The organism is Flavobacterium sp. RSP15, assembly GCF_003968755.1.
GTDB lineage: Bacteria > Bacteroidota > Bacteroidia > Flavobacteriales > Flavobacteriaceae > Flavobacterium.
On record NZ_RYDL01000006.1, the window covers coordinates 90,917 to 117,333 of the forward strand.

The 26,417-nt window shown below is 35.3% G+C and carries 29 protein-coding genes and 1 tRNA gene; 14 read left to right on the forward strand and 16 right to left on the reverse strand.

Features of this window, described 5'->3' with window-relative positions; all coding sequences use genetic code 11:
* Position 1: 1 nt before the first annotated feature.
* Together EKM00_RS08525 and EKM00_RS08530 are read left to right on the forward strand one after the other, a co-directional pair.
* Complete coding sequence (locus EKM00_RS08525) at positions 2–715, forward strand: YqjF family protein (RefSeq protein WP_126515891.1); 714 nt, start codon at positions 2–4, stop codon at positions 713–715.
* A complete protein-coding gene (locus EKM00_RS08530) occupies positions 715–1,170 on the forward strand; it encodes an SRPBCC family protein (protein WP_126515892.1) in 456 nt (151 codons plus the stop codon). Before EKM00_RS08525 ends, EKM00_RS08530 begins: the two co-directional genes overlap by 1 nt.
* A 130-nt stretch (positions 1,171–1,300) precedes the next feature.
* Here the strand turns inward: EKM00_RS08530 and EKM00_RS08535 are convergent, their stop codons facing one another.
* Positions 1,301–2,113, reverse strand: a complete 813-nt coding sequence (locus tag EKM00_RS08535; protein WP_126515893.1) for a hypothetical protein — start codon at positions 2,111–2,113, stop codon at positions 1,301–1,303.
* A 147-nt stretch (positions 2,114–2,260) separates the two neighbouring features.
* Between EKM00_RS08535 and gcvP the strand changes: the two genes are divergently transcribed.
* The 6 genes from gcvP to EKM00_RS08565 all read left to right on the forward strand — a co-directional run bounded on the left by gcvP (position 2,261) and on the right by EKM00_RS08565 (position 9,733).
* Positions 2,261–5,110 carry an aminomethyl-transferring glycine dehydrogenase gene (gcvP, locus tag EKM00_RS08540; RefSeq protein ID WP_126515894.1) on the forward strand — a complete coding sequence of 950 codons (2,850 nt, stop codon included), beginning with the start codon at positions 2,261–2,263 and terminating at the stop codon, positions 5,108–5,110.
* A 278-nt stretch (positions 5,111–5,388) separates the two neighbouring features.
* On the forward strand, positions 5,389–6,447 hold the full coding sequence (locus EKM00_RS08545) for a 3-oxoacyl-ACP synthase III family protein (protein ID WP_126515895.1): 1,059 nt from the start codon (positions 5,389–5,391) through the stop codon (positions 6,445–6,447).
* A 235-nt stretch (positions 6,448–6,682) separates the two neighbouring features.
* Positions 6,683–7,207 carry a methyltransferase gene (locus tag EKM00_RS08550; protein WP_126451776.1) on the forward strand — a complete coding sequence of 175 codons (525 nt, stop codon included), beginning with the start codon at positions 6,683–6,685 and terminating at the stop codon, positions 7,205–7,207.
* 90 nt (positions 7,208–7,297) lie between these two features.
* Positions 7,298–8,146, forward strand: coding sequence for a glycosyltransferase (locus EKM00_RS08555; protein WP_126515896.1), 849 nt, complete (start codon positions 7,298–7,300; stop codon positions 8,144–8,146).
* A 79-nt stretch (positions 8,147–8,225) separates the two neighbouring features.
* Positions 8,226–8,975 (forward strand): MlaE family ABC transporter permease, encoded by a 750-nt coding sequence (locus tag EKM00_RS08560; RefSeq protein ID WP_126451774.1) that lies wholly within the window; start codon positions 8,226–8,228, stop codon positions 8,973–8,975.
* Complete coding sequence (locus EKM00_RS08565; protein WP_126451773.1) at positions 8,972–9,733, forward strand: ABC transporter ATP-binding protein; 762 nt, start codon at positions 8,972–8,974, stop codon at positions 9,731–9,733. The genes EKM00_RS08560 and EKM00_RS08565 overlap by 4 nt, the downstream gene beginning before the upstream one ends.
* 3 nt (positions 9,734–9,736) lie before the next feature.
* On the opposite strand, the gene EKM00_RS08570 is transcribed toward EKM00_RS08565, so the two are convergent.
* Both EKM00_RS08570 and EKM00_RS08575 read right to left on the reverse strand, forming a co-directional pair.
* The gene (locus tag EKM00_RS08570) at positions 9,737–10,339 is read right to left on the reverse strand and encodes a SprT-like domain-containing protein (RefSeq protein WP_126515897.1); all 603 of its coding nucleotides are present in this window, start codon (positions 10,337–10,339) and stop codon (positions 9,737–9,739) included.
* Between the two features lie 19 nt (positions 10,340–10,358).
* The gene (locus EKM00_RS08575) at positions 10,359–11,036 is read right to left on the reverse strand and encodes an SDR family NAD(P)-dependent oxidoreductase (RefSeq protein ID WP_126515898.1); all 678 of its coding nucleotides are present in this window, start codon (positions 11,034–11,036) and stop codon (positions 10,359–10,361) included.
* A gap of 131 nt (positions 11,037–11,167) precedes the next feature.
* Between EKM00_RS08575 and EKM00_RS08580 the strand changes: the two genes are divergently transcribed.
* Positions 11,168–11,746 carry a GNAT family acetyltransferase gene (locus EKM00_RS08580; protein ID WP_126458728.1) on the forward strand — a complete coding sequence of 193 codons (579 nt, stop codon included), beginning with the start codon at positions 11,168–11,170 and terminating at the stop codon, positions 11,744–11,746.
* Here EKM00_RS08580 and EKM00_RS08585 read toward each other — a convergent pair.
* The 10 genes from EKM00_RS08585 to EKM00_RS08630 all read right to left on the reverse strand — a co-directional run bounded on the left by EKM00_RS08585 (position 11,739) and on the right by EKM00_RS08630 (position 19,155).
* Positions 11,739–12,719 carry a M28 family peptidase gene (locus tag EKM00_RS08585; protein ID WP_126515899.1) on the reverse strand — a complete coding sequence of 327 codons (981 nt, stop codon included), beginning with the start codon at positions 12,717–12,719 and terminating at the stop codon, positions 11,739–11,741. The two genes, EKM00_RS08580 and EKM00_RS08585, sit on opposite strands and share 8 nt — an antisense overlap.
* Positions 12,720–12,737: 18 nt before the next feature.
* On the reverse strand, positions 12,738–13,391 hold the full coding sequence (locus EKM00_RS08590) for a hypothetical protein (RefSeq protein ID WP_126515900.1): 654 nt from the start codon (positions 13,389–13,391) through the stop codon (positions 12,738–12,740).
* Positions 13,392–13,395: 4 nt separating this feature from the next.
* Complete coding sequence (locus EKM00_RS08595) at positions 13,396–14,445, reverse strand: ATP-grasp domain-containing protein (protein ID WP_233592263.1); 1,050 nt, start codon at positions 14,443–14,445, stop codon at positions 13,396–13,398.
* A 22-nt stretch (positions 14,446–14,467) separates the two neighbouring features.
* Positions 14,468–15,178 carry an NRDE family protein gene (locus EKM00_RS08600; RefSeq protein WP_126451767.1) on the reverse strand — a complete coding sequence of 237 codons (711 nt, stop codon included), beginning with the start codon at positions 15,176–15,178 and terminating at the stop codon, positions 14,468–14,470.
* Positions 15,166–15,654 (reverse strand): DinB family protein, encoded by a 489-nt coding sequence (locus EKM00_RS08605; RefSeq protein ID WP_126451766.1) that lies wholly within the window; start codon positions 15,652–15,654, stop codon positions 15,166–15,168. Before EKM00_RS08605 ends, EKM00_RS08600 begins: the two co-directional genes overlap by 13 nt.
* 9 nt (positions 15,655–15,663) lie before the next feature.
* Entirely contained in the window at positions 15,664–16,044 is a 381-nt protein-coding gene (locus tag EKM00_RS08610; protein WP_126515901.1) for a DoxX family protein, read from the reverse strand.
* A gap of 13 nt (positions 16,045–16,057) precedes the next feature.
* The gene (locus tag EKM00_RS08615; protein ID WP_126515902.1) at positions 16,058–16,516 is read right to left on the reverse strand and encodes a YHS domain-containing (seleno)protein; all 459 of its coding nucleotides are present in this window, start codon (positions 16,514–16,516) and stop codon (positions 16,058–16,060) included.
* A gap of 2 nt (positions 16,517–16,518) precedes the next feature.
* On the reverse strand, positions 16,519–17,118 hold the full coding sequence (locus EKM00_RS08620; RefSeq protein ID WP_126515903.1) for a peroxiredoxin-like family protein: 600 nt from the start codon (positions 17,116–17,118) through the stop codon (positions 16,519–16,521).
* A gap of 80 nt (positions 17,119–17,198) precedes the next feature.
* The gene (locus tag EKM00_RS08625; RefSeq protein WP_126515904.1) at positions 17,199–17,876 is read right to left on the reverse strand and encodes a Crp/Fnr family transcriptional regulator; all 678 of its coding nucleotides are present in this window, start codon (positions 17,874–17,876) and stop codon (positions 17,199–17,201) included.
* A 139-nt stretch (positions 17,877–18,015) separates the two neighbouring features.
* Positions 18,016–19,155, reverse strand: coding sequence for an acyl-CoA dehydrogenase family protein (locus EKM00_RS08630; protein ID WP_126515905.1), 1,140 nt, complete (start codon positions 19,153–19,155; stop codon positions 18,016–18,018).
* Positions 19,156–19,243: 88 nt separating this feature from the next.
* Between EKM00_RS08630 and EKM00_RS08635 the strand changes: the two genes are divergently transcribed.
* From EKM00_RS08635 to EKM00_RS08645, 3 genes are all read left to right on the forward strand, one after another.
* Positions 19,244–20,314: an anhydro-N-acetylmuramic acid kinase gene (locus EKM00_RS08635; protein WP_126515906.1), complete on the forward strand. Its 1,071-nt coding sequence runs from the start codon at positions 19,244–19,246 to the stop codon at positions 20,312–20,314.
* Between the two features lie 67 nt (positions 20,315–20,381).
* Complete coding sequence (locus EKM00_RS08640) at positions 20,382–21,608, forward strand: Glu/Leu/Phe/Val dehydrogenase dimerization domain-containing protein (RefSeq protein WP_126451759.1); 1,227 nt, start codon at positions 20,382–20,384, stop codon at positions 21,606–21,608.
* Between the two features lie 259 nt (positions 21,609–21,867).
* On the forward strand, positions 21,868–22,767 hold the full coding sequence (locus tag EKM00_RS08645; protein WP_126515907.1) for an energy transducer TonB: 900 nt from the start codon (positions 21,868–21,870) through the stop codon (positions 22,765–22,767).
* Positions 22,768–22,984: 217 nt separating this feature from the next.
* Here the strand turns inward: EKM00_RS08645 and EKM00_RS08650 are convergent, their stop codons facing one another.
* Both EKM00_RS08650 and EKM00_RS08655 read right to left on the reverse strand, forming a co-directional pair.
* Positions 22,985–23,380 (reverse strand): ExbD/TolR family protein, encoded by a 396-nt coding sequence (locus EKM00_RS08650; RefSeq protein WP_126458690.1) that lies wholly within the window; start codon positions 23,378–23,380, stop codon positions 22,985–22,987.
* A gap of 1 nt (position 23,381) precedes the next feature.
* Positions 23,382–24,077, reverse strand: a complete 696-nt coding sequence (locus tag EKM00_RS08655) for a MotA/TolQ/ExbB proton channel family protein (RefSeq protein ID WP_091257601.1) — start codon at positions 24,075–24,077, stop codon at positions 23,382–23,384.
* A gap of 129 nt (positions 24,078–24,206) precedes the next feature.
* Here EKM00_RS08655 and EKM00_RS08660 point away from each other — a divergent pair, with 129 nt between their 5' ends.
* Both EKM00_RS08660 and EKM00_RS08665 read left to right on the forward strand, forming a co-directional pair.
* Positions 24,207–25,427, forward strand: coding sequence for a bifunctional folylpolyglutamate synthase/dihydrofolate synthase (locus EKM00_RS08660; protein WP_126515908.1), 1,221 nt, complete (start codon positions 24,207–24,209; stop codon positions 25,425–25,427).
* 85 nt (positions 25,428–25,512) lie between these two features.
* Positions 25,513–25,587 (forward strand) — tRNA-Val (locus EKM00_RS08665).
* A gap of 239 nt (positions 25,588–25,826) precedes the next feature.
* Here the strand turns inward: EKM00_RS08665 and EKM00_RS08670 are convergent.
* A complete protein-coding gene (locus EKM00_RS08670) occupies positions 25,827–26,390 on the reverse strand; it encodes a hypothetical protein (RefSeq protein ID WP_126515909.1) in 564 nt (187 codons plus the stop codon).
* Positions 26,391–26,417 lie beyond the last annotated feature (27 nt).

The following is a 26,417-nucleotide window of genomic DNA, read 5'->3' on the forward strand; positions in this document are numbered from 1 at the left end:
AATGAGTTTCTTAAAAGCCGAGTGGAATAATTTAGCCCTGATTAATTATGTGGTCAATCCGGAAATTCTAGAGAAATATGTCCCAAAAGGAACAGAAATCGATTTATGGAACGGCAAATGTTATGTTAGTTTTATTGGATTCTTGTTTGAAAACGTGCGCGTTTTAGGAATAAAAATCCCATTTCATTCTGATTTTGAAGAGGTCAATCTTCGTTTTTACGTAAAGCGTTTTGAAAATGGTGTATGGAAAAGAGGTGCTGTTTTTATCAGCGAAATTGTCCCTAAACTTGCCATTTCATTTGTCGCTAATACGTTTTACAATGAGCATTACCGGACGTTACCCATGAAACATACCTTGAAAGTAAATGAAAACTCCAGAGAATTTATTTACCAATGGAAAGTAAAAAACAAATGGAATACGATTCAGGTAACAACCCAAAAAAATCCCATTGCAATTGCACCGGATTCCGAAGCTGAGTTTATTACGGAGCATTATTTTGGGTATACCAAAATCAACGAAAATATAACTTTTGAATACCAAGTCACGCATCCCCGATGGCGACAATTTGAAGTAACGAAAAACGAGTCAGTAATTGATTTTGAAGGTGTTTATGGAAAAGAATTTGCTTTTATCAAGGATTTAAAACCTACATCTGTATTTCTGGCCATTGGCTCAAAAATCACTATTGAAGACAAACGAAAAATACAAATGTAATGACCAAAATAAAAATTAGGACCAAAATAAAATCTCCCATACAAACTGTTTTTGACATTTCCAGAGACATCGACTTTCACCAAAAATCTGCCAGTACCACAAATGAAACGGCCATTGACGGAGTAACTTCTGGATTAATAAATTACAACGAAACGGTAACTTGGCGCGGGAAACATTTTGGTTTTTATCTCACGCACAAAAGCCGAATAACAGCAATGAATCAGTATGATTATTTTGTGGATGAAATGGAAGAAGGAAAATTCAAATCATTCCGACATGAACATATTTTTTACGAAAAAAACGGGCTTACGGTAATGAAAGATAAAGTATTTTACGAAGTACCATATGGTATCTTTGGGGAATTGTTTGATTTTTTGTTTCTAAAAAATCACATGATTAATTTTATTCTCGAAAGAAACAAAGTTGTGAAAGCTTTTTCTGAAAGTAAGCAGTAAAACGGAAATACTTCAAGAATAAAATCCATAATTATTTCAAAAATTCCCTGAAGTTTTCTTTACTTGTTAAAACATAATATTCACCAATTAAACACTTTTTTCTGTGAATACGTCAACCAACTTTAACTTTCTAAAATAATAAAAGTAACAACCACCAAACTATCGGAATGCTTTCAACACAAAAAGAAGTATAATATTTTGATCGTTTTTCATTGGCAAAAATCAAAAATAATGAAATCATCAGTACTAAAATGAAGTTTACAATCAATTGATCTTTATCTAAATTACTTTTAAAAAACTCCAATAAATAAAATGGAATCAAAAGTAACAGTCCCAATATTTTGGTTCGCTTCACTCCTATTTGTTGCGGAACTGTTTTAAGATGCGGATCGTCATGTGCCATATCAATGATTTCAAAAACAAGCACCAATACAAAAATCAAGATAAAGCGTTGCATGCATTTTAGATAGAAATCCATGGTTATTGGTATGCCCGCATCTAAAATTGGGAGTCCTAGCGTGACACCCACCCAGCACAATGCTACGATATAAATTTTGACACCAGCCCAATTTCTTGCGTTTTTTTTATTTGGAAAAAAAGGAAGCGTATACAACAAGGTAATACTCAAAAAAACAATAGCGGTAATTTGCGTCACTCGTTCCAGCATAAAGAAATAATAGCCTACAAATAGAAGGGAGCAAAAACTAAACAAAGCAATCCCTTTTAGTTCCTTGCGCATTTTTATCTTTTTGGATCGAGCCAAAGCATCGTATTTCACAAAATTATACCCCACAATAGTTCCAAAAAAAACAAAATTAGCAACTGGTTCACCTACTGGAATGTGGAACATATAGTGCGTCATTCGCACTAAAGCATAACACGATAAACCCACGTGAATACTACTATTTATATAAAAATCGAATATTTGTTTAAAAAACCTCATTAGACAAAATTAATCAAAGTGTTAATAAGAACGGCTTTTAGTTGAAAAATTCACAGAAAATCCAATTAAAAAAGGCAATTAATAGCATATTAATATTTAATTTTACAGTCTTTTAAAACAAGAAACACACAACCTATTTTATATACAATGAAAACAGACGCTTTTGCATTAAGACACATTGGCCCTAGAGAAAATGATTTAGAACACATGTTAAAGACAATTGGGGCAGCAACGCTGGAACAATTGATTCAGGAAACGATTCCAAGTGACATTCGTTTAAAATCTGATTTAGATTTAGAACCTGCAATGACCGAATATGAGTTTGCAAATCACATCCAGAAACTAGGAAATAAAAATAAAGTTTTTCAATCCTACATTGGTTTAGGATACAATGCCGCAATTATTCCTGCAGTGATACAAAGAAATGTATTTGAAAATCCAGGATGGTATACTGCCTATACGCCGTATCAAGCCGAAATTGCGCAAGGCCGTTTAGAAGCCATTTTGAATTTCCAAACGATGGTTATCGAATTAACCGGAATGGAAATTGCAAATGCCTCTTTATTAGATGAAGGAACTGCAGCCGCAGAAGCAATGGCATTGCTTTTTGACGTTCGCTCCCGGGATCAAAAGAAAAATAACACCAATAAATTCTTCGTTTCTGAAGAAATACTACCCCAAACTTTATCCGTTTTACAAACACGTTCCACGCCAATTGGTGTCGAATTAGTACTAGGAAACCATGAAACATTCGATTTTTCATCGGACTATTTTGGAGCAATCCTTCAATATCCGGGAAAATTTGGGCAAGTACATGATTATACTGCCTTTATCGCTAAAGCAGCTGCAAACGAAATAAAAGTAGCTGTTGCCGCTGATATTTTGAGTTTGGCTAAACTGACACCTCCCGGAGAAATAGGCGCTGCTGTTGTTCTTGGAACAACACAACGTTTTGGAATCCCGCTAGGATACGGTGGTCCGCACGCCGCTTATTTTGCAACAAAAGACGAATATAAAAGAAGTATGCCAGGAAGAATCATCGGCGTGACAATTGATACGGATGGAAACCGCGCCTTGCGTATGGCGTTGCAAACCCGTGAGCAACACATCAAACGGGATAAAGCGACTTCTAACATTTGTACCGCTCAAGTATTATTATCCGTTATGGCCGGAATGTATACCGTGTATCACGGACCAAAAGGATTGCAATATATTGCAAATAAAGTACATGCTTCAGCAGCGACATTGGCAAATGCATTAGAAAAATCTGGTTTCCAGCAAATGAACACTGCTTTCTTTGACACCATTGTCATCAAGGCTGACGCTAAAAAAGTAAAAACAATTGCAGAAGAAAACGAAATTAATTTCTATTACATTGATGATAATACGATTTCAATTTCCTTAAACGAGACGACAAGCATTGCTGATTTGAATAAAATTATTGCTGTTTTCGCTTCTGCAAATGGGACTCCGCTTACACTGATTGAAACGTTATCAAAAACCAATCATTTTCCTGAAAACGTAAACAGAACATCAACGTTTTTACAACACGATGTTTTCAATAAACATCACTCAGAAACAGCTTTGATGCGTTACATCAAAATGTTAGAAAGAAAAGATTTAGCGTTGAATCACTCGATGATTTCATTAGGGTCTTGTACCATGAAACTGAATGCCGCTTCAGAGATGTTGCCGTTAAGCATGCCACAATGGAATAACATTCACCCGTTTGCACCACTTGATCAAGCGCAAGGATATCAGGAAATGTTGGCTAAATTAGAAAACCAATTAAATGTCATTACTGGTTTTGCAGGAACAACATTACAACCTAATTCAGGTGCTCAAGGCGAATATGCCGGATTAATGGTGATTCGTGCGTACCACCAGTCAAGAGGAGATCACCACAGAAACATTGCTTTAATTCCATCATCCGCGCACGGAACAAATCCTGCATCAGCAGCGATGGCAGGAATGAAAGTAGTGGTAACTAAAACATTGGAAAACGGAAATATTGACGTAGAAGATTTACGCGAAAAAGCAGTTTTACACAAAGACAATCTTGCCTGTCTGATGGTAACCTATCCATCGACTCATGGAGTTTTTGAAAGTGCCATTAGAGAAATCACACAGTTAATACACAATAACGGAGGCCAAGTATACATGGATGGTGCGAATATGAATGCGCAAGTTGGATTGACAAATCCTGCAACTATTGGCGCTGATGTATGTCACTTGAACCTACATAAAACATTTGCGATTCCTCACGGCGGCGGCGGACCAGGAGTAGGACCTATATGCGTTGCGCCACAATTAGTGCCGTTTTTACCTACTAATCCTGTAATTCCAACTGGTGGAGAAAACGCGATAACAGCAATTTCTGCTGCACCTTGGGGTTCCGCATTAGTGTGCTTGATCTCTTACGGCTATATCTGTATGCTAGGTGCCGAAGGATTGAAACAATCTACTCAATATGCCATTTTAAACGCCAACTATATTAAAGAGAAACTAAACGGTCATTATGATACGTTGTATTCTGGAGAAATGGGTCGTGCCGCACACGAGATGATTTTAGAATGCCGTCCTTTCAAACAAAAAGGAATTGAAGTTACTGATATTGCAAAACGCTTGATGGATTACGGTTTCCATGCACCTACGGTTTCTTTCCCAGTGGCAGGAACATTAATGATTGAACCTACAGAAAGTGAAAACCTGGAAGAGTTAGATCGTTTTTGTGATGCCATGATTGCAATCCGTAAAGAAATTGAAAACGCAACATTAGAAGACAAAAACAATGTTTTGAAAAATTCGCCGCACACATTAGCCATGCTAACTATTGATATCTGGAATTTTCCTTACACTCGGGAACAAGCCGCTTTCCCATTAGATTATATTGCAGAGAATAAATTCTGGCCAACCGTACGAAGAGCAGATGATGCCTATGGAGACCGAAACTTAGTTTGTTCCTGCGCACCAATTGAAGCCTATATGGAAAGTTAAACCACCACAAAATGTCTCGAGAAATCGAGACATTTTTTTTGCGCAATAAAATTACCTGACCAGAGAAGCCCCGTGATCAAAAAAAATGAAAAAGATTTTTTTTTAACTTGAAAGAAGTAAGAAATAAAAATCGCATCAAAACATTCCTTTTACAATAAAAAATTCAATATTTTAGCCAATAAATTATTATTTCACAATTATATGCATGCATAGTAAATATTGTGACTGTACTAATTTTTTAATGATTAATTTAGCATAAATTTTGGAAAATTAACGCAATGAAAATAAAAATAGCTGGAATAGGAAGTTATATTCCTGAGAAAAAAATAAGCAATACAGATTTTGGCGAACATGTTTTTTTAAACGAGGATGGAACTGCTTTTGGTTATCCAAACGAAGTAGTCATTAATAAATTTAAGGGCATTACCGGAATTGAACACCGGCGTTATGCAGAGGATCATTTAAACTCCTCTGATCTCGCTTTTTCTGCTGCTCAAAAAGCAATAAAAAATGCTGAAATTGATCCTGAAACAATAGATTACATCATCTTTGCTCATAACTTTGGGGATGTAAAATACGGCACAAGCCAGTCCGATATGCTTCCAAGTTTAGCCACACGTGTCAAACACAAGCTACAAATAAAAAACCCAAAATGTGTTGCATACGACATCCTTTTTGGCTGTCCCGGATGGATCGAAGGCGTACTTCAAGCCAATGCTTACATCAAATCCGGCATGGCAAAACGCTGCTTGGTTATAGGTTCAGAAACGCTTTCCAGAGTAGTCGATGCGCATGACAGGGATTCCATGATCTACTCAGATGGTGCTGGCGCTTCTATCATTGAAGCTTCAGATGATAACACCGGTTTGTTAGCGTATGAAAGTGCCACCTATGCAAATGACGAAGCCAACTATTTATTCTTTGGAAAATCCTACAATCCTGATTTAGATCCGGACATTCGCTACATAAAAATGTACGGACGTAAAATCTATGAATTTGCATTAAATCATGTCCCTGCAGCCATGAAAAGTTGTTTAGACAAAAGCGGACTCGGTATTGATGATGTCAAAAAAATTCTTATCCATCAGGCTAACGAAAAAATGGACGAAGCAATCATACAGCGTTTTTACAAATTATACGACAGAACAGTTCCTAAAGACATCATGCCCATGAGTATCCATGAACTGGGAAACAGCAGTGTTGCTACCGTTCCAACTCTTTTTGACCTGCTCATCCGAGGCAAAATAGAAAATCAGGAAATACACAAAGGAGATGTTATGATTTTTGCCTCGGTTGGAGCAGGAATGAACATCAACGCCTTTATTTACCGATATTAATTCTTTTTAGGAAATTGTAATCAGGAGCTAATCCGGCTGTCCTTTACAATTCCTCACTACAAAACTTGTTTTTCTAAGGTGCAGTAAAGCTTCTTTTAGTCGCTTTTTGCACCTTGAAAAACTACATTTTGAAGCTCCGGGATTTTCATTGCCATCCGGGCTAAAAAACAATCTTCAAAAACACATTTATTACTATATTTGTGCCTTCGTTCCCCAGCGGACAAATCAAAAAAACATGTACGAAAAAACGTTTCCCAATAAAAGATTCAAACATACTTTAGAATTTCTAAAAAAACATGTCTCCTCCTCAGAGACCATCTTAGACTTAGGCGTTGAAAACCCTTTCTCTAAAATCATGAAATCCGAAGGATTTACAATTACAAACACAACCGGAGAAGACTTAGACAAGGACCAATCCGTATTTTTAAGAGAACAAAAAGAGGTTGTAACCGCTTTCGAAATTTTTGAACATTTACTAAATCCTTTCACTATTTTAAACGAAATAAAATCGGATAAACTTTTTATTTCTATACCATTGCGACTGTGGTTTTCTCCAGCTTACCGCAGTAAAACAGACCCCTGGGATAGGCATTACCATGAATTTGAAGACTGGCAACTCGATTGGCTATTAGAAAAAACAGGCTGGAAAATAATAGACCGGCAAAAATGGACCAATCCCGTTAAAAAATTTGGAATTCGTCCCTTATTAAGAAAGTTTACCAACCGATATTATATTGTTTACGCTGAAAAAATCAAATAGATTAACGATTTCTGATTTCTGATTTCTGATTAACGACTTGCAACAAATCGTTAATCTGAAATTTAAAATCTAAAATTTAAAAATTTTTAAATGAATTATTACATTGTTATTCCGGCCCATAACGAGGAAGCATTTATTGCTTTAACGCTAAATTCTTTGATTTCCCAAACCATTTTGCCCAAAAAAGTAGTCGTAGTCAATGACAATTCTACTGATAAAACGGCCGAAATAGTTATGGCTTTCGCCAAAGAAAATCCGTTTATCACATTGGTCACAAAAACCTCCCAAGCAATTCATTTGCCGGGAAGTAAAGTTATTCAGGCCTTTCACAAAGGTTATGAAACATTAGATGAAAATTATGACGTAATCGTGAAACTGGATGCCGATTTAATTCTGCCCAACAACTATTTTGAAACTATTTTAAACATTTTCAAAAAAGATACAACAATAGGAATGGCAGGCGGATTTGCTTATATCGAAAAAAATGGCACATGGATTCTGGAAAATCTTACTGACAAAGACCATATTCGTGGCGCGTTCAAAGCCTATAGAAAAGCATGCTTCGAGCAAATAGGTAATTTAAAACCGGCAATGGGTTGGGACACCGTAGATGAATTACTATGTAAATTTTACGGATGGAAAGTCATTACGGACACTTCATTACTGGTAAAACACCTAAAACCAACTGGCGCTAATTACAATAAAACTGCACGTTACAAACAAGGCGAAGCATTTTATACTTTAGGCTACGGCTTTTTAATCACTTCCATCGCTTCGGCAAAGCTGGCAATAATGAAGAAAAAACCGCTACTATTTGTAGATTACATCAGCGGTTATTGGAAAGCTAAAGCAGCTAAAACTCCATTATTAGTTACAGAAGAACAAGCAAAATTCATTAGAAAATATCGTTTAAAAAAAATGAAGGAAAAGCTTTTTTAGCTTCCAAAATCAAAAACTGCTAAATTGAAAGATATAACTCCTTACAATTTTTGTAATTTAGCCCATATTCGCAAAACTTATGATGCTCATTCGATATATAACACAGATAGGAAGATACTTCCTAATGCTGAGAGAAATTTTTAATAAACAGACCAAATGGTCTGTGATGAGAAATTTAATTTTCAAGGAAATTGATGATCTAATCATTGACTCTCTTGGTATTGTTGCCTTTATCTCTTTTTTTGTTGGAGGTGTAGTTGCTATACAAACTGCTTTAAATCTAACTAACCCATTAATTCCAAAATATCTTATCGGTTTTGCGACACGACAATCCGTAATATTAGAATTCGCCCCCACTTTTATCTCCGTGATTATGGCCGGAAAAATGGGTTCGTTTATTACCTCCAGTATAGGAACCATGAGGGTTACCGAACAAATTGATGCCTTAGAGGTGATGGGTGTAAACTCCTTAAATTACTTGGTTTTTCCTAAAATAATCGCCTTATTATTATACCCATTCTTAATAGGAATTGCTATGTTTCTGGGAGTTCTGGGAGGCTGGATGGCAGGAGTTTATGGTGGTTTTATCTCTAGTACTGAGTTTATAAATGGCACACAGATGGATTTCATTCCGTACCACATTGTTTATGCATTCATAAAGACCCTGATATTTGCCATGTTACTGGCCACAATCCCCTCTTTTCATGGCTATTATATGAAGGGTGGTGCGCTTGAAGTAGGTAAAGCCAGTACCGTTTCTTTTGTTTGGACATCAGTTTCCATAATACTATTCAATTATATACTAACACAGTTGTTACTAGGATCATGATAGAAGTACAAAACATAGAAAAATCATTTGGTGGAAATAAAATTCTTAAAGGTATTTCTACGGTTTTTGAAACCGGAAAAACCAATTTAATTATTGGACAAAGTGGATCCGGAAAAACAGTTTTGCTCAAAAGTCTTTTAGGCATTCATACTCCGGAATCTGGAACAATTTCATTTGATGGCCGAATTTACTCGGAATTAACGTCTGACGAAAAACGAGAACTTCGCACTGAAATTGGAATGGTTTTTCAAGGAAGTGCTTTATTTGATTCCATGACTGTAGCTGAAAATGTTGGCTTCCCATTAAAAATGTTCACTAGAGACAATAAAGCAAAAATTCAGCAGCGCGTAGATTTTGTATTAAAAAGAGTCGATCTTACTGACGCCCATAAAAAACTCCCTTCGCAAATTTCAGGAGGAATGCAAAAACGCGTTGCTATTGCCCGCGCTATTGTAAACAACCCCAAATACCTGTTTTGTGATGAACCAAACTCGGGATTGGATCCAAATACAGCTATTTTGATTGATAATCTTATCAAAGAAATTACAGAAGAATATAACATCACAACGGTCATAAATACACATGATATGAACTCCGTGATGGAAATTGGAGAGAAAATTCTATTCCTAAAAGATGGTTTAAAAGCCTGGGAAGGAAACAAAGAAGAAATTTTCAGAACCGATAATGAGGCAGTTGTTGCCTTTGTTTATTCTTCAAATTTATTCAAAAAAGTACGGGAAGCGTATTTGAAAGAGTAAAAACTAACTGGATTTCAACAATTCCACCTCAGCATTTGGATTGAATAAATACATTTTTCCAGAACTCATTTCTAAACATTCAAAACGCTTGGTTCTGATCGCAATTTTCTTGAATATCTTTCCGTTTTGGATTCTAAAAACACTACCGTACGGAATTTCAAACACATAATTTTTATCATTTTGCTGATCAAATTGTTTTAAAGCTAATGCCAAAGCAGCATCAGTATCGCTGCTGGCTGTAGGATTTTTGAAATGTCTAGCCAACAAAGGCAACAATTGATTTGGGAAAATTTCTGGTCGAATATAAGGAATCATCAGCCTTTGAAAAGAATATTTCCACTCGTTTCCATGCGGTTTAATATTTCTACCGAATTTTTCAAACACAACCAAATGTGAAATTTCATGAATCAACGTAATCAAAAACTTGTATTTATTGAGATTTGAATTTACCGTGATCTCATGTTTTCCGTTTAAGCCTTTTCGATAATCACCATGACGTGTCTGACGCTCATTGACAATCTTAAGATGCACTTGATTAGCAACAATAAGTTCAAAAACGGGTTTTACCGCATGCTCTGGAATAAATCTGGCTAAGGTTTCGCTCAAAATAGACGTCAGTTATAAATTAAGGATTCGTAGAAGAAACTTGCAACACTTTACCATTGAAATATTTATTTCCAGTCAAAGTAAAATCATAAATATAATTCGCCATTTCGCCCGCTGATATTGGCGCTTGATATCCCGGAAAAGCTTCTGCCAACATTTCTGTTTGCACGGAACCCAAAGCCAAAACATTGAAAGAAACCCCGCGGTCTTTATATTCTTCGGCTAATAACTCTGATAACGTAATCACGGCTCCTTTACTTGAACTATACGCCGCTAATCCGGCAAACTTTAAACTTCCCTGAATCCCACCCATAGAACTTATGGTTACTACATGGCTTCCTTTTTGCAGATAAGGCAGGCAAATTCGAGTCAAATTAGCCACTCCAAAAACATTGACCTTATAGATGTTTTCGAAATCTTCCTGAGTCGTTTCTGAGAAAGGTTTTAACAATAAACTTCCGGCGTTATGAATGACTGCATCTATTTGTTTCCAAGACTTAGAAAGGAAATCACTTACTTTCACTAATTCAGATTCATTGGACAAATCAACTGAAAGACAGATAATATTCTCGTTGCCCAATAAAGCTTGAGGAATCTTTCTGGATATGGCTAGTACTTGGTGTCCCGCATTGGCAAATTGCAATGCCAATTCAAATCCTATTCCTCTACTCGTTCCTGTGATGATAATATTTTTCATGTTGCAAAAATAAACAAAAACGACAAAAAAATAAGGCTTTAGGCAAAGGATTGTTGTTACAATAAAAATTAAAAATTTCAGGAATTTTACTTATTTTTGACAAACCAAATTAACATCAGATTTCAAGAAAAATGACCGAAAGCATACAATTCGAAACTGCAAAAATGAGTGACATTGATGGAGTATTGGTATTACAAGAATTGTATCTTGTAGTAAATTTATCCGAAGAAGAAAAAATTTCTGGATTTGTTACTACGCCATTTTCAATACTACAACTAACCGAAGTTATTCAAAAATCAGAATTATTTATTGCCAAGAAAAACAACAAAATCATTGCTTACATTTTTGCAGGAAGTTGGGAGTTTTTCCAACAATGGCCCATTTTCAATTACATGAGCTCCTTGTTTCCTGAATTACACTTTTTAGATTTTAAAATCACCACAACAAATAGTTTTCAATACGGACCCATTTGCATTCACAAGGAATACCGTGGCAGGGGATTGATCAAACCACTGTTTGAATTCATGAGAACACACATGACACAAAAATATGCGTTGGGTTTGACATTTATCAATAAAATAAATATCCCGTCTATGAAAGCGCATACCGAAAAACTAAAATGGACCATTATTGGGGATTTTCAGTTCAATAATAATGACTATTCTATATTAGCGTATAATATGAATCAGCCGGTTTCTAAAACTATTTAAGCAATACGATTTCTTGTGTTGGCGTATTTGCCATTTGCGTTACAGCGGGTAATAATTCTTGAATAAAAGAAGTCATGTGAGGAATATCCATCGCTTTGAAATCATCCGAAACATGATGATAAAAGTCAAAATTTTCAAAATCGAATGTACTCACTGATTGGCAAGGCACCTTAAAAACATCATAAAAAGAGAAGTTATCGGATCTGTAAAATAATTTATATTCGGCTTCTTTTGGAAGAAAACCAATCGTATTTTTTCCAGTATATTCATTGATTTTTCCTGCCATATTAGATTTATCAAAACCAGTAATATAAGCTAGATACGCTCTTTTCATTGGCACACCAATCATTTCAATATTGAATTGAGCATACAATTTAAAATCATGCGCTTTCAGTTTTTTGGCTAAATGCTTAGAACCTAATAACCCTTTTTCTTCTCCTGCAAAAAATACAAAAAGAATACTTCGCTTATTGTTTTTGGCTATGCTAAAATATTTTGCCATTTCAGCAACTGCAGTTGTTCCTGAAGCGTCATCATTGGCACCATTGTTTATAAAATCTCCCTTCACTCCTTTTTTATCCAAGCCAATATGATCGTAATGTGCGCTTAGCATTATAAATTCATTTTTAAGAACCGGATCGTTCCCTTCAACAAAACCGACGATATTAAAAGCGGTTCCCTTAAAAGTGGATAATGTATCGCGATACGATTTGAAATAAGGTTTTACATTGTTGTCTTTAAAAAACTGCTCTAAATAATCCGCCGCTTTTACCATTCCTTCTTTTCCGGTTTCCCTTCCTTCCAGTTCATCCGAAGCTAAATATTTTAATGTTTTAGCAACGTCATTTTCTGATACTTTATAGTCAATATCAACTGGTTTTTTTTGCGTCTTACTAGCTGTTTGGGCGATAATAACTTGAGTTGACAGACAACCTAAGAAAATTAAAAAAAGAGATAGGAATGCTTTTTTCATGATATTGAGATTTCTATTTTATAAAAGGGTTTTATTTCGATAATATTTCTTGTAGACTTTACCCATTTGAACAAGAGCCAAAACCACAAAAAATGACGGAATTACTACTGGCATTACATATTGATAAAAACTGGTTGTGTTTTTAGATAAGGTATTTAATATCAAAACTAAACTTAACATCCCAAAAAATGTGCCTACCAAAGTTCCTGCAATATAATACAGTTTGAGCTTATTTACAATGGAAATATAATCCCCATTTATTAAATAGAGATTCCAGCCGGTCCAAAACGGTACTTGAAGAAAATTGATACAATTCAACAATACACCAATAAGGAAAGGAGAACACATAGCATAACTCTCTAAAATCCCTTGTTCTTCCATTATTTGACTGGAATTAGCATAAAAAGAATACCCTAAAATCAACAGAAAGAGAACGGCAAAAAAATCAATAATTTTGATTAATTTTTTATTGTTTACTAATTGCTTTGCGAAAATTAAAGTGAGATAAATCACAACCATCTCTACGAAAATCACTCCTAATAAAAAGAAAAACAAGCTATTCATTCCTAGCTTTGAATAGATTTCGAAACCTACAACATTCAAATATCCCAAGGGTATCGACCCGATAAAACTCACTAAAAAACCAACAAAAATGTTCTTTAATGCCTTCATTATTTTAGAAATTTACAATTTTATAGCTTTGCTTCAGATGCATTCTGTACTCTTTCATCCCCTCTTTATGCCCTAAATATGGAGTACCATTTTTATGGTTTGCCACGCTTATTTCGTACATGTAGGTAATGTGACGCGCAAGTTCTTTCCAAGCAAAAAACAAAGAATGTTTTGGATCATAAATATGGGTGGGTTCACTAGCCGCTCCATTCAGCTCCACAACTGAAAAGTTCAATCCTTGTTCTAGTTCTTCAATGGTATTATACATCACATCCATTCTCCCAAAGTAGAAACCAGGAATTTGCAAACACATTTCGTTAATAGTTTGTGTCAATTTTGGTGTGACCCAATGGCTTCCATCTATGAATTTTGCGCCTCGTGCATGATTACCATACGGCACCAGATTCAATTTTTCTCCTTTTGGAAGAATCTCGAGTAGTTTTTTTCCGTATTCTTTTTTCAAAACCTTTAATTGCAGTTCGTATCGTGGATTTTCTTTGATTAATTCTTCTACGGTAGAGAATCCGTTTCCGGTAATAATCAGAAATTCTTTAGAAACTATTCCGGTAATTCTGCCGGTTTTTTCATGAGGATGGCGCACATAAAAAATCCCGACTTCATTGTCAAACGGAATTAAATCTTGCACTACATAATCAAAATTTGCTTTTTCAGCATATCCTTTTAAATCTTGAACATTGTTAATTTTTTTGACTCCGGAGCCTCGCAATCCAATATCTGGTTTTGCAATCAAAGGATATTTTATTTTTGCTACTTGAATCGTATTTAAAATTTCTTCAAGAGTAGTTCCTTCTTTTATTAATTCCGTTTTTGGGTAATAGTGTTGTGGAATCAAATTGTAGATTTGTTTTTTGGACTCCATCATAAAGCCGCCATTTTTTATGGTTGGATTAGACGCATTAAAGAAAAAAATAGATTTTGCCTTGATGGAATAATAGGACCAAAGAAAATAAATTGGAATATACACAATCAGGAAAGGCCAGTATTCCCAATGCGTAACTTTATAAAAAAATAGTTTGATTCGCCTGTTCATCATAACTCGGGTCAATGTATACGTATTAAACGGTGATAAATGAGGTCAAAAAATCCTGTTCCGAAATCAAGTCGTAATGCAATATCGCTACTTTATTTTTTTCAATAACTGCTTGTGTAATACTCAACGTTTTCAATTCGTCATTTCTATTGATAACTAAGCCATTTTCATCATTCCCTTCTTGGGCGTAGCGATGAAAATCGTGCATTTTTAATTCGGAAATTTCAGGGTTCTCATTCATAAAAGTTTGAAACCACTGTAAACGCTGTTCACGAATGGCTAATGGATATAACGTAGATGAAGACCAAATATGGTTTTTACGAATGTCTAAAGATATTGTTTCTTTCTTTTTTCCGTTCCAGCGCAATTGAAAAAGAGCGTTGTTTTGAAATAAAACTAATGTAAAAGGTTCTATGTTTTCCAAATCAATTTCGCTCCAGAAATCCTTTGGCGATAAGCTGCTGATCATATCTAAAACAATCAAGCCGCGACTTTTTCGATATGAAAGCTGCACTTCATGCTTTTCTTCGGCACCGTTTAAAAGCACCAAAATTACTCCGTCAGCATTCGCCACAAACCACGTCCCTCCCGCTCTCGGATCTTTAGGAAAAATTAGATTTTTTCCGTTTACGGTATAACTTTTTGGAGGTATAGCAGTGGGTCTTACTGTTTTTTCATCCCGATTGGAGGTAATGATAATTGTATCATTCGTTGCTACAAAACTTACTGTGCACATTGATTTCTATATTCTATGGTAGATCGGGCAACTCCAAAATTAGGGTCAATAGTTACTGTTTCACATTGTAAAATAGCTACTTTTATAAGTGCCTGATGATGAATGCAATGTTCGAGATTATACAGTAATTCTCTAAAATAATTACTCTCAATTCGGATTTCCTCTCCATTAATAACTTGCAACAACTCTATATTTTTGTTTTTCTTGTTTAAATTTTGTTGAATCAAGACGATATTTTCAATAGCAAAAGTCGTATCCGTTTGAATACGCGTATTTCGTTCTCTTTTGTCATAATTCACAAAGCCTGAATCATATTGATTTTCTAAGCACTGAAACATTTCAAGAATATGTCTGGTATGCTCTCCAATAGTTGCATTACTTAATTCCGCACAAGAATTTGAATATTCTTTATGTGACAATTGATTCAGCAAATCAATCAGTTCGTTTAAACTATTATTAATAGAAGGTAGTAGCATATTTACGTTTTAATTCAACAAATTCATCACTTTAGTTCTATCCTTACAAACTAAAATAGCGTAACAAAGAAAGGTAATTAGAGCCAAAATAAAAAGTGTCCCACCATCATTTTTCACTTCAATCCTAAGCACAAACAGATGAGTAAAAATCGCACCAACCATAATTCCGCAACCCAATACAGCGCCAAACAAGGAAGTTCTTGGTATTAAGATCAAAATTACCACAATCAACTCGGCAATTCCAATGCCAATTCGTCCAAAAGGTTCTATTCCCAAAGCAGAAAAAACAGAAACCGATTCTTTACTCCCCGTAAATTTGAAGTACAGCGTTTGGAGTAAAATTACTGCTGCTGTAAGTCTCAGTAACCAGAAAAACAGAGATAATTTCATGATTTCCATTTTTTTAATTCACTATTTTATTCCAATTTGCATCGGCCTTTATCATCAATCCAGATTCATTCTTGTTCCAGCTTTTCAATGTATTATTAAAAAAAGCATTGTAAAACAAATACAACTTCCCATTCTTTATTTTGAAAGTCTCGGGATTTATAGACACTTTTTCATTAGAATCTCCCATCGCAAAAGCACACCAACCTCCGTACTGCGGTTCAAATTTTGAAGCTTTCTTTAAGAAATAGTCTTTATTTACTGCTATCGAAAAATAATAAACCACGCCTTCATGTGATGCTGTTATTTCTTTTTTGCCTTTCACTGCTTTTCTTTGTTTGAAATAAGCTACAGGATCATATCCTTGAATAATTAGATTTTTTTCAAGATTAAAATTATCCATTCGTTTGCTGTCGTTTTGTGCAAAGCCAGAAAAAGCGAACAAAATGGTTAGCACAAACAGCGGATTTTTCATGATTATTTACTTAACGATTTTGCAACGGCTATCAACAAATCATTTGAAATTCTGTTTTTGAAATTTGGAGTGATGTACTCAAATTCAATTTCTGCATTTACATTTAAAATGAACACCGCCGGAACAGGCAAAAAAGAACTATTTACCCCTTCAGAACCTTTATTGAGAATGGCTTTATAATTTTCTGGCGCTTGAAAAGCAATCCCCACCGCTTTCGACAATTCACCTGCACTGTCTGACAATAACAAATAATTTAATTTTTCTTTATCATCTGTACCTTTCAAGCTTTTTGGAGCATCGGGACTTATAGCGATAATTTGATATCCCAAATCCAACAATTCTTTTTCAGCATCGGCCAAGGCAGCTAAATGAGCATTACAATATGGGCACCAACCACCACGGTAAAAAACTAAAACCGTTCTTTTCTTACTGATTAATTCCGTTACATTAACATCCTTATTTTCTACAGATTTCAAAGTAAAAGTAGGAATTTTTTCTCCAATAAGCAATGGGGCGATTTCTGTGGCTAATTTTGGTAAATTATTTTGACCGTGAGCGGATAATCCAATTGCAAATAAGGCCAGACAAATTATTTTTTTCATAATGTTACATTTTGAAGTTGTAAAACTACAGTACTATTTCGAACTGATTTGTCGGCTATGTTACAGTTTCACGACATTAATCATAATGCACTGATATCCGTTATAATAATTTCTCTCCTGCTGTAAACAATAGTCCCATTCGCTTCCATTTCATTCAGTAATTGTGTAGTTGTTTGCCTCGAAGTGCATATAATTTGAGCAATATCGTTTTGGGTCAGGTAATTTTCAATAACTACTTTATCGCCTATTTTTTTTCCTTCTTTCTCTGCCCAATTTTTCAGGAACTGAAACAATCTGGTTCTGGCGTCTTTAGAAATCAAATTAGAATAACTGTTCTTAATGCGTTTCATCTTTAATCCTACAAACTTGGTGTAAGACAACGCCAGACTTGGATGTTGTAATAATAAATTTTCAAAATCCGACATTAGAAAACTACAAATAGCCACATCATCCGAAAGTACTTTTGCATATTCATTAGACTGACTATCAGCTTCCAAAGCCAGTTCTCCAAATAAATCTCCTTTTTGAATAATATCCTTAATTGTTTCATCGCCGTCTTCATCAACCGCAACAATTTTTATATTTCCTTTTTTTAGTAGAAAAATTCTTGGCAAATCCGAAGAGGAAAAATAAATAATTTCCCCTTTCTGTGCTTTTTTAAAACCAGTAATAATACACAACTGTCTGATTTGTCCAAAACTCAATGTTCGAAACAATTTGTGATCGCGCAAATACCAATATTTTAAATCTTCAGACATAAACGTAAATATTTTAGTAAATGTAGCTTTTTTTTTAAATCAAAAACCATTAAGAAATTAAGATTCATCAAAACAGATACGTCTTAATTCTCTTAATTCATTAATGGTTTGTAAATATATATTTTTACCAGATGGTCAATTAGGAAATCAACGTTCTTGAAATTACAATTCTTTGTATTTCAGAAGTTCCTTCGTAAATTTGAGTAATTTTAGCATCCCGCATCATTCGCTCCACATGATATTCAGCTACATATCCATTTCCGCCGTGAATTTGAATAGCTTCAATTGTAGTATCCATTGCCGTTTGAGAAGCAAATAACTTAGCCATAGCACCCGATTGCGTAATATCTTTCCCTTCGTCTTTTTCAGAAGCTGCTTTTAGAACTAGCATTTTTGCCGCCATAATTTGAGTAGCCATATCCGCTAATTTGAAAGCGATCGCTTGATGTTTGAAAATTTCCTTTCCAAAAGATTTTCTCACTTGAGAATATTTCAATGCTAATTCGTACGCTCCGGTTGCAATCCCTAATGCTTGGGAAGCAATCCCTATTCGTCCTCCGTTTAAAACTGCCATAGCAAAATTAAACCCAAAACCATCTTCTCCAATTCGGTTTTCTTTCGGAACTTTTACATCAGAGAACATCAAAGAATGCGTATCTGAACCACGAATTCCCATTTTCTTTTCTTTAGGTCCAATATCAAAACCCGCCCAACCTTTCTCTACGATAAAAGCATTGATTCCTTTATGTCCTTTTTCAATATCTGTTTGAGCAATTACAATATAGGTTGACGCTGAAGAACCATTGGTTATCCAGTTTTTAGTCCCATTTAACAAATAATGATCCCCTTTATCTATTGCCGTTGTTTTTTGAGATGTGGCATCTGAACCCGCTTCTGGTTCTGACAAACAAAATGCCCCAATTACTTCCCCTTTTGCAAGCGGAACCAAATATTTCATTTTTTGTTCTTCATTGCAATATTTTTCAAGGCCAGCACAAACTAATGAATTATTCACCGACATAATTACTGCCGCAGAAGCGTCAACTTTTGAAATTTCGGTCATAGCCAAAACATACGAAATACTATCTAAACCGGATCCACCATATTTAGGATCCACCATCATTCCCATGAAACCCAAATCAGCCATCATTTTCACCTGTTCAGTAGGAAACTTTGAATGTTCGTCTCTTTCTATAACTCCGGCTAACAGTTCTGCATTTGCAAAATCGCGTGCCGCTTGCTGAATCATTAAATGCTCTTCGGTTAGATTAAAATCCATATTTTTATTGTAAATTAAATGTTCTTAAATTTGTCGTCAAAAGTAATTATTAAATATTAGATTTCAAACGATTTCGTAAATTTAGCCAATGTTTAAAGAAAAGTATACAATTATAGGAGTTATGTCCGGAACTTCACTGGATGGTGTAGATTTGGCATATATTGTCTTTACTGTCAAAAACAATGAATGGGACTTTCAAATCCTGGAATCCGAAACGGTTCCGTATAGCATTGATTGGTTAAACAAATTGAAAATAGCTGTCGGTTTTTCTGAAACTGCTCTCGAAAAATTAAATCAAGATTACACGCAACTTCTGGCTGCTATCATTTCTGATTTCATCGGAAAATATGAAATAAAAAATCTCGATGCCGTTTGTTCCCACGGTCATACTATTTTGCACCAACCCCAAAACGGATTCACACTTCAAATTGGAAATTTGCCGGAAATTGCCCCTTTAATTAGCCAAACGGTTGTTTGTGATTTCAGAGTTCAGGATGTGCAATTGGGAGGTCAAGGTGCCCCTTTGGTTCCTATTGGCGACCGCATTTTATTTTCTGAATACGAGTATTGCATGAATTTAGGCGGTTTTTCGAATGTGTCGTTTGAACAAAACAACAAAAGAATTGCCTTTGATATTTCACCAGTAAACACTGTTTTGAATTTTTATGCCAATCAACTGGGATTAGATTATGATGACAAAGGCAGTATTTCGAAAACAGGAATTTGCAACAAAGATTTAGTACAGGAATTAAATGCGTTGGATTTTTACCAAAAAAAACATCCTAAATCGTTGGGTTTTGAATTTGTGAAAGAAACCGTTTTACCTCTTATAGAAAGCTATTCCATTCCCATTGAAGACAAATTAAACACGTTCACAGAACACGTGGCGGTGCAAATTTCGGTGGCTTTGCCCAATAAGAAAGGAAGCCTTTTCATAACTGGCGGTGGCGCTTACAATGATTTTCTGATGGAACGCATTCAATGTCATTTACCGGAAATGAAAATTATTATTCCATCAACTAAAATTCTGGAATTTAAAGAAGCGTTGATTTTTGCATTACTGGGTGTTTTAAAATTACGAGGCGAAATAAATGTATTGAGCAGCGTTACAGGTGCAAAATCAGATCACAGTTCGGGAATTATTTATTCTCCAAAATAAAACTAAAAATACAGATTTCACATTATTCTATTTTTTATATTTGCCAAAATTAAATATATCGCAACAAATGAAAGATTTATTAAAGAAATTCGAAAATAAAGAACCTGAAATAGTTTTCCATTGGAAAGATGCTGAAACAGAAGCTGAAGGATGGACAGTCATCAATTCGCTACGTGGTGGCGCTGCCGGTGGCGGTACTCGTATGAGAAAAGGGCTGGATATGAATGAAGTGTTGTCTCTGGCAAAAACCATGGAAGTGAAATTTTCGGTTTCCGGGCCAGCTATTGGCGGCGCTAAATCTGGAATTAATTTTGACCCGAATGATCCAAGAAAAAAAGGCGTTTTACAACGTTGGTATAAAGCCGTTTCTCCATTATTGAAAAGCTATTACGGAACCGGTGGCGATTTGAATGTGGATGAAATTCATGAAGTAATTCCCATGACGGAAGAATGTGGCGTTTGGCATCCTCAAGAAGGCGTTTTCAACGGTCACTTCAAACCGACAGAAGCAGATAAAATCAACAGAATTGGACAATTGCGTCAGGGTGTGGTGAAAGTGATTGAAAATCCAAAATTCTCACCAGATGTTTCCAGAAAATATACTATTGCTGATATGATTACAGGTTATGGCGTTGCCGAAGCCGTTCGTAATTATTACACGATTTATGGTGGCGATGTAAAAGGAAAGAAAGCAATCGTACAAGGTTTTGGAAATGTCGGTTCAGCTGCCGCATTTTACTTAGCCGAAATGGGTGCTAAAGTAATTGGTATTATCGACAGAGATGGTGGATTAATAAAGGAAGAAGGATTCACTTTTGAAGAAATTAGAGCTTTATTTTTGGCCAAAGACGGAAACAAACTGGTGGCCGAAAACATGATTCCTTTTGAAGAAATCAATCAAAAAATATGGACAATCGGTGCTGAAATATTCACTCCATGTGCCGCCTCGCGATTAGTCACTCAATCTCAAATTGACAGCTTAATTGCAAATGGGCTTGAAGTAATTTCGTGTGGTGCAAATGTTCCCTTTGCTGACACAGCAATATTTTTCGGTCCAATTATGGAAGATGTAGATCATAAAGTGAGTTTGATTCCTGACTTTATTTCTAATTGCGGTATGGCTCGTGTTTTTGCTTATTTCATGGAAAAGAAAGTACAAATGACGGATGAAGCTATTTTTCAAGACACTTCAGAAATTATTAAAAAAGCGATTGAAAAAGCACATAATTTGAATCCAAGTAGAACAAATATTAGCGCCACTGCTTTTGAAATAGCATTGAAGCAGCTTACTTAAAATAAAAAAGTATTCTTTAATCCGTTGCGTGTAATTCAATTTGTTTAATTTTTTATTAATTACACCCAGCGGGTTCTTCTTTAATGTTTATCGGAACTGGGATTAATCAGATTTTATAATCTGTTTGATCCTTTTTCACATTTCTGACTTTAAGCGAAGCAATCCTAATTTATATTCCGGCAGTAGCTTTTTACTCTTAACAATTTTTAGTACTTTTCAACGTTTTTTAGTAATACACTTTTTTAAATTTAAAACACAAATGAGTTTCACCATTTTATCAGATCAAAAGAAATCGTTAGCACTATCCATTCTTTTGTATGCGACAATGTTGTTAATTTTATTTTTTATCCGTTTCTGGCCTCCTGCAAACATGGATGAACTTGCTGGTGGCGGTGGTGGCGGTGGCGTTACAGTAAATTTTGGCGACAGCGATTTAGGTTCGGGTGCGAATTATAAAAGCGAAGTTTTGGAGGTAAAAAACCAAACCAGACAAACGCCTGCTAAATCAACTCCAGAGGAAGCTATTTTATCTCAGGAAAACAGCACTGAAGAAAGTGTTGTGATTCCGACAAAAGAAAAAACTAAAAAACCAACAGTAGTTATAAAAGAAGCAGCAAAACCAGTAGTTATAAAACCTAAAGTTTCTAACAATACCAATAATGCTTTATCCAGTTTCATGAAAGGCTCCAATAAAGGCGGAGATGGCGATGACAAAGTAGCCGGAAACAAAGGAAAAGCAAACGGAAGCCTGAGTTCCAACGGTTATTATGGAACGGGTGGTTCTGGAGGAGGAACAGGCGGCGGAAACGGTACTGGAAGCGGAATAGGAACTGGCAGTGGCTATGGTTCCGGAAGCGGGGGTGGAACCGGAAGCGGTTCTGGCGGCGGAGTGGGATATTCGTTAGGAAACAGAAAAGCTGTTTCTAAACCCGCACCAAAATACACGTGTAATGAACAAGGCAAAGTTGTAGTTGAAGTATCAGTAGACAGATCCGGACGGACAGTAAATGCCGTTGCTGGTGTTAGAGGAACCACGAATACCGCAAAATGTTTATTAGACCAAGCACGAATTGCAGCAATGAACACGAGATGGGATGCCAGCAGCGATGCCCCGGAAAAACAAGTCGGTAAAATTGTTTACAATTTTAATTTGAATTAGAGCAATTAGGAAGCGTATCTTTTTATCATTGCGAGGAATAAAGTAATGACAACTGCGTAACATCAAATACAACTTTGCGTAAGGGATAGTAGCAAGTACCGAAGTACTGCGGATAGCCCGACCGTAATAGAAAAAGGGGGCTAATCAACACTATGCTGATTAGCCCCTTTTTCTATTACGGTCACGCCCAAATAAACCTGTAAATAAAATGACAGTATTACTTTGGACTGGTAGCAATCACAAACTTCAAATTGTTTTTGACTCCTATTTGCAGTACATCAACTAAGTCTTGTACTTGCAAATTGAATGGAATGCGAACAATAACCGTTTGATCCTTCTCTAAATTCATCTTAGACATTAAGGTTGTTTCGAGTTCTTCAAAGGAAACCGCTTGCTTGTCTATGTAGAATTTTTTATCCTCAGTGACAGATAAACTAATGTATTGCTTATTTGTTTTCTCGTTCGCCTGAGCTTTTGGCAAGGTCATCTTGATCACATTAGGATTTGCCAACGTTGATATAATCAAGAAAAACAACAACAGGAAAAACATAATATCACTTAATGACGATGTGGCTACCTCAGCATGAAATCTTCTTTTTCGTTTTATAGACATGTTACGATCTTTGAATAATATTTACAAACTCCAGGATTTGTTTTTGAATTTTTAAAGCAAAATTATCAATCTTTCCGTTTAATATATGATATCCGCTGTAGGCAATGATACCAACAATTAAGCCCGAACCACTACTGATCATTTTCTCATACAATCCCCCGGAAATATTACCGATACTAATATTTTCAGTAACTGAAATACTATAAAATATTTTAATTACTCCAGAAATAGTTCCAACAAACCCTAACGTAGGTGCGATTCCGGCTATAAGACCTAAGTGACCTAACTGCTTTTCCATTTCCCCTATTTCGATATCTGCAGCACGATCCATATTAGATTCAATTTCAATAATTGGTCGCCCAATAACCAAAATTCCTTCTTTTATGATATTTCCTGAAGCCGTATTATTTCGTTCTGCAATAGATCGAGCTAAATCAAGATTCCCTGAATTAAGATTATCACGTACATCGCGCATCAAAAGAGTATCAATTTTTGATGCTTTATTGATATACAAATAGCGTTCTATAATAAGATAAAAAGTGTAAAATAATAGAATCCCGATTGGGATAAGCCACACGCCCCCTTTTAAAAGGAATCCTAAAGTGGATATTTCGGCATTTGGAGCAATTTTTTCGATAACTACGTTTGAAGCAGCGTTGGTAATCGTGTCGGCCTGTAATTGTATAAAACTAAACATATAATATTATTGTATTTTAATCATTAATTCTAAAAATTATTTCAATTTTGCACTAAAGATACTTTTCGATGTAGTATTAAACTAAAAAAAACGAAAAATATTTCAACCAATTACTATTTTATTACAAAAATGAACTACCAGGAAACCACCAATTGGATGTTTAACCAGCTCCCGATGTACCAACTTCAGGGTGCTTCAGCCTATAAAAAAGATTTAACCAATGCGCATTTACTCACAGCACATCTTGACAATCCTCAAGAAAAAATAAAATGCATTCATGTTGCGGGAACTAATGGAAAAGGCTCTACTTCGCACATGTTGGCATCCATACTTCATGAAGCCGGGTATAAAGTTGGCTTGTACACTTCCCCACATTTAAAGGATTTTAGGGAACGTATAAAAATTAGTGGAAAGGATATTTCCGAGGAATTTGTTACTAATTTCATCCATGAACACAAACATTTTTTTGAATCCAATGACATGAGTTTTTTTGAAATGACCGTTGGTTTAGCCTTCGATTATTTTGCCAAAGAAAAAGTAGACATCGCCGTTATAGAAGTGGGAATGGGCGGACGATTAGACGCTACCAATATTATCACTCCATTAGTTTCGGTGATTACCAATATAGGATTGGACCACACGCAATTTTTGGGCAACACCCTTGGAGCTATTGCATTTGAAAAAGCGGGAATTATCAAACCCAACCTTCCCGTGATAATAGGAGAATACACTCCTGAAACCCGATCTGTTTTTTTGGCTAAAGCAAAAGAATGCAATTCGGAAATCTATTTTGCTGCTGATTTAATTTCAGAAACATATCCTTCTGATTTAATTGGCGATTATCAAAGGCACAATAAAAAAACAGTATTAGAAACCATCACCGTTTTAAACAATCAGAACGAATTTAAAATCACTTCTGAAAATGTAAAATCCGGCTTATTGAATGTGATGAAAAATACCGGACTGCAGGGAAGATGGCAACAATTAAGAGAATTCCCCAAAGTTATTTGCGATACTGCACATAACAAAAATGGACTGGAAATTGTGTTGAATCAAATCCAAAAACAAACTTTTGAAGCATTACATATTGTTTTGGGAGTTGTAAATGACAAAGATTTAAATGAAATCCTGCCTTTATTTCCTAAAAAAGCCATCTATTATTTCTGCAAACCCAATATTCCTCGTGGGCTGGATGTTCTAATTCTAAAACAAAAATCGGCTAGCTTTGACCTAAAAGGCCAAGTATACAATTCTGTTTCAGAAGCTTATCATGCCGCACTGAAAAATGCCGGAGCAACTGATTTTATATACATTGGTGGAAGCACCTTTGTAGTAGCAGAAATTTTATAATTTTTTTGGTTTTTACTTGCAAATCTAGAAAAGTGGCGTATATTTGCACACGCAATAACGGAAACGAAAGTAACCAAGTTGTTTCGGGCAATTAGCTCAGCTGGTTCAGAGCACCTCGTTTACACCGAGGGGGTCGGGGGTTCGAACCCCTCATTGCCCACAAAACTTACAAACCTCCAAAGTCATTTGATTTTGGAGGTTTTTTTTGGTTCGAAAAATAGCCTAACATTTACGTAATATTTGGGATCAAGTCTAAATGTTGTGGGGAATTATTATGGATCAATCCCAAAACCTGTGGGGAAGCAAAAAGTAAGCATACCCATGAAAAAGTCAAATAGTTGTGTAAAACAGGGTTTTCTTATTTTTAAGAATGCGGTATATCACAGGAGTTTACCGTTCTTATAGGATTTCAAAACTATTTTGGTACGTAAGCAATGTTTCTTTTTTTCTAAAACGGAAGATTTTATTTTGATACGTAGGTTGTTGTAATAATTGTTTATCGTTGAATTGCAACAAATTGAATTGTAAATTATCAATATTAAAGCTATCCATTTTTATTTCATAGCTGGCAATAAACCCAATAGCTTTTTGTTCAACATAAATTCCGGGACTGTAATCGTTTATAATTTCAGTTTTATTAATATTATACAATTGAAAAAGCAATAGTTCTTGGTCTAAATCTTTGATATGAAGTTTTTTGATTTTTTTGCCATCTACTAATATTTCGATTTGATTTTTAGAAGAGTTCAACAATCCACTAATTTTACTACCCGGTAAATACTCAACCGATGGAATGGAAGGTATTTTAAGATAGTAATAGAAAAACGGATCTAATAAAGCTTTCACTAATGGAAGTTTCATTCTCGCCGCTACTTTCTTGCAGTCACATAAATTCTCCTCGCTGCACTCGAATTTTTTTAGTGTCCAACTCTCTCCGTGAAGATTGATTTTGAGGTTTTGCATTGAGATTATACATTGAAATAAAAAGTT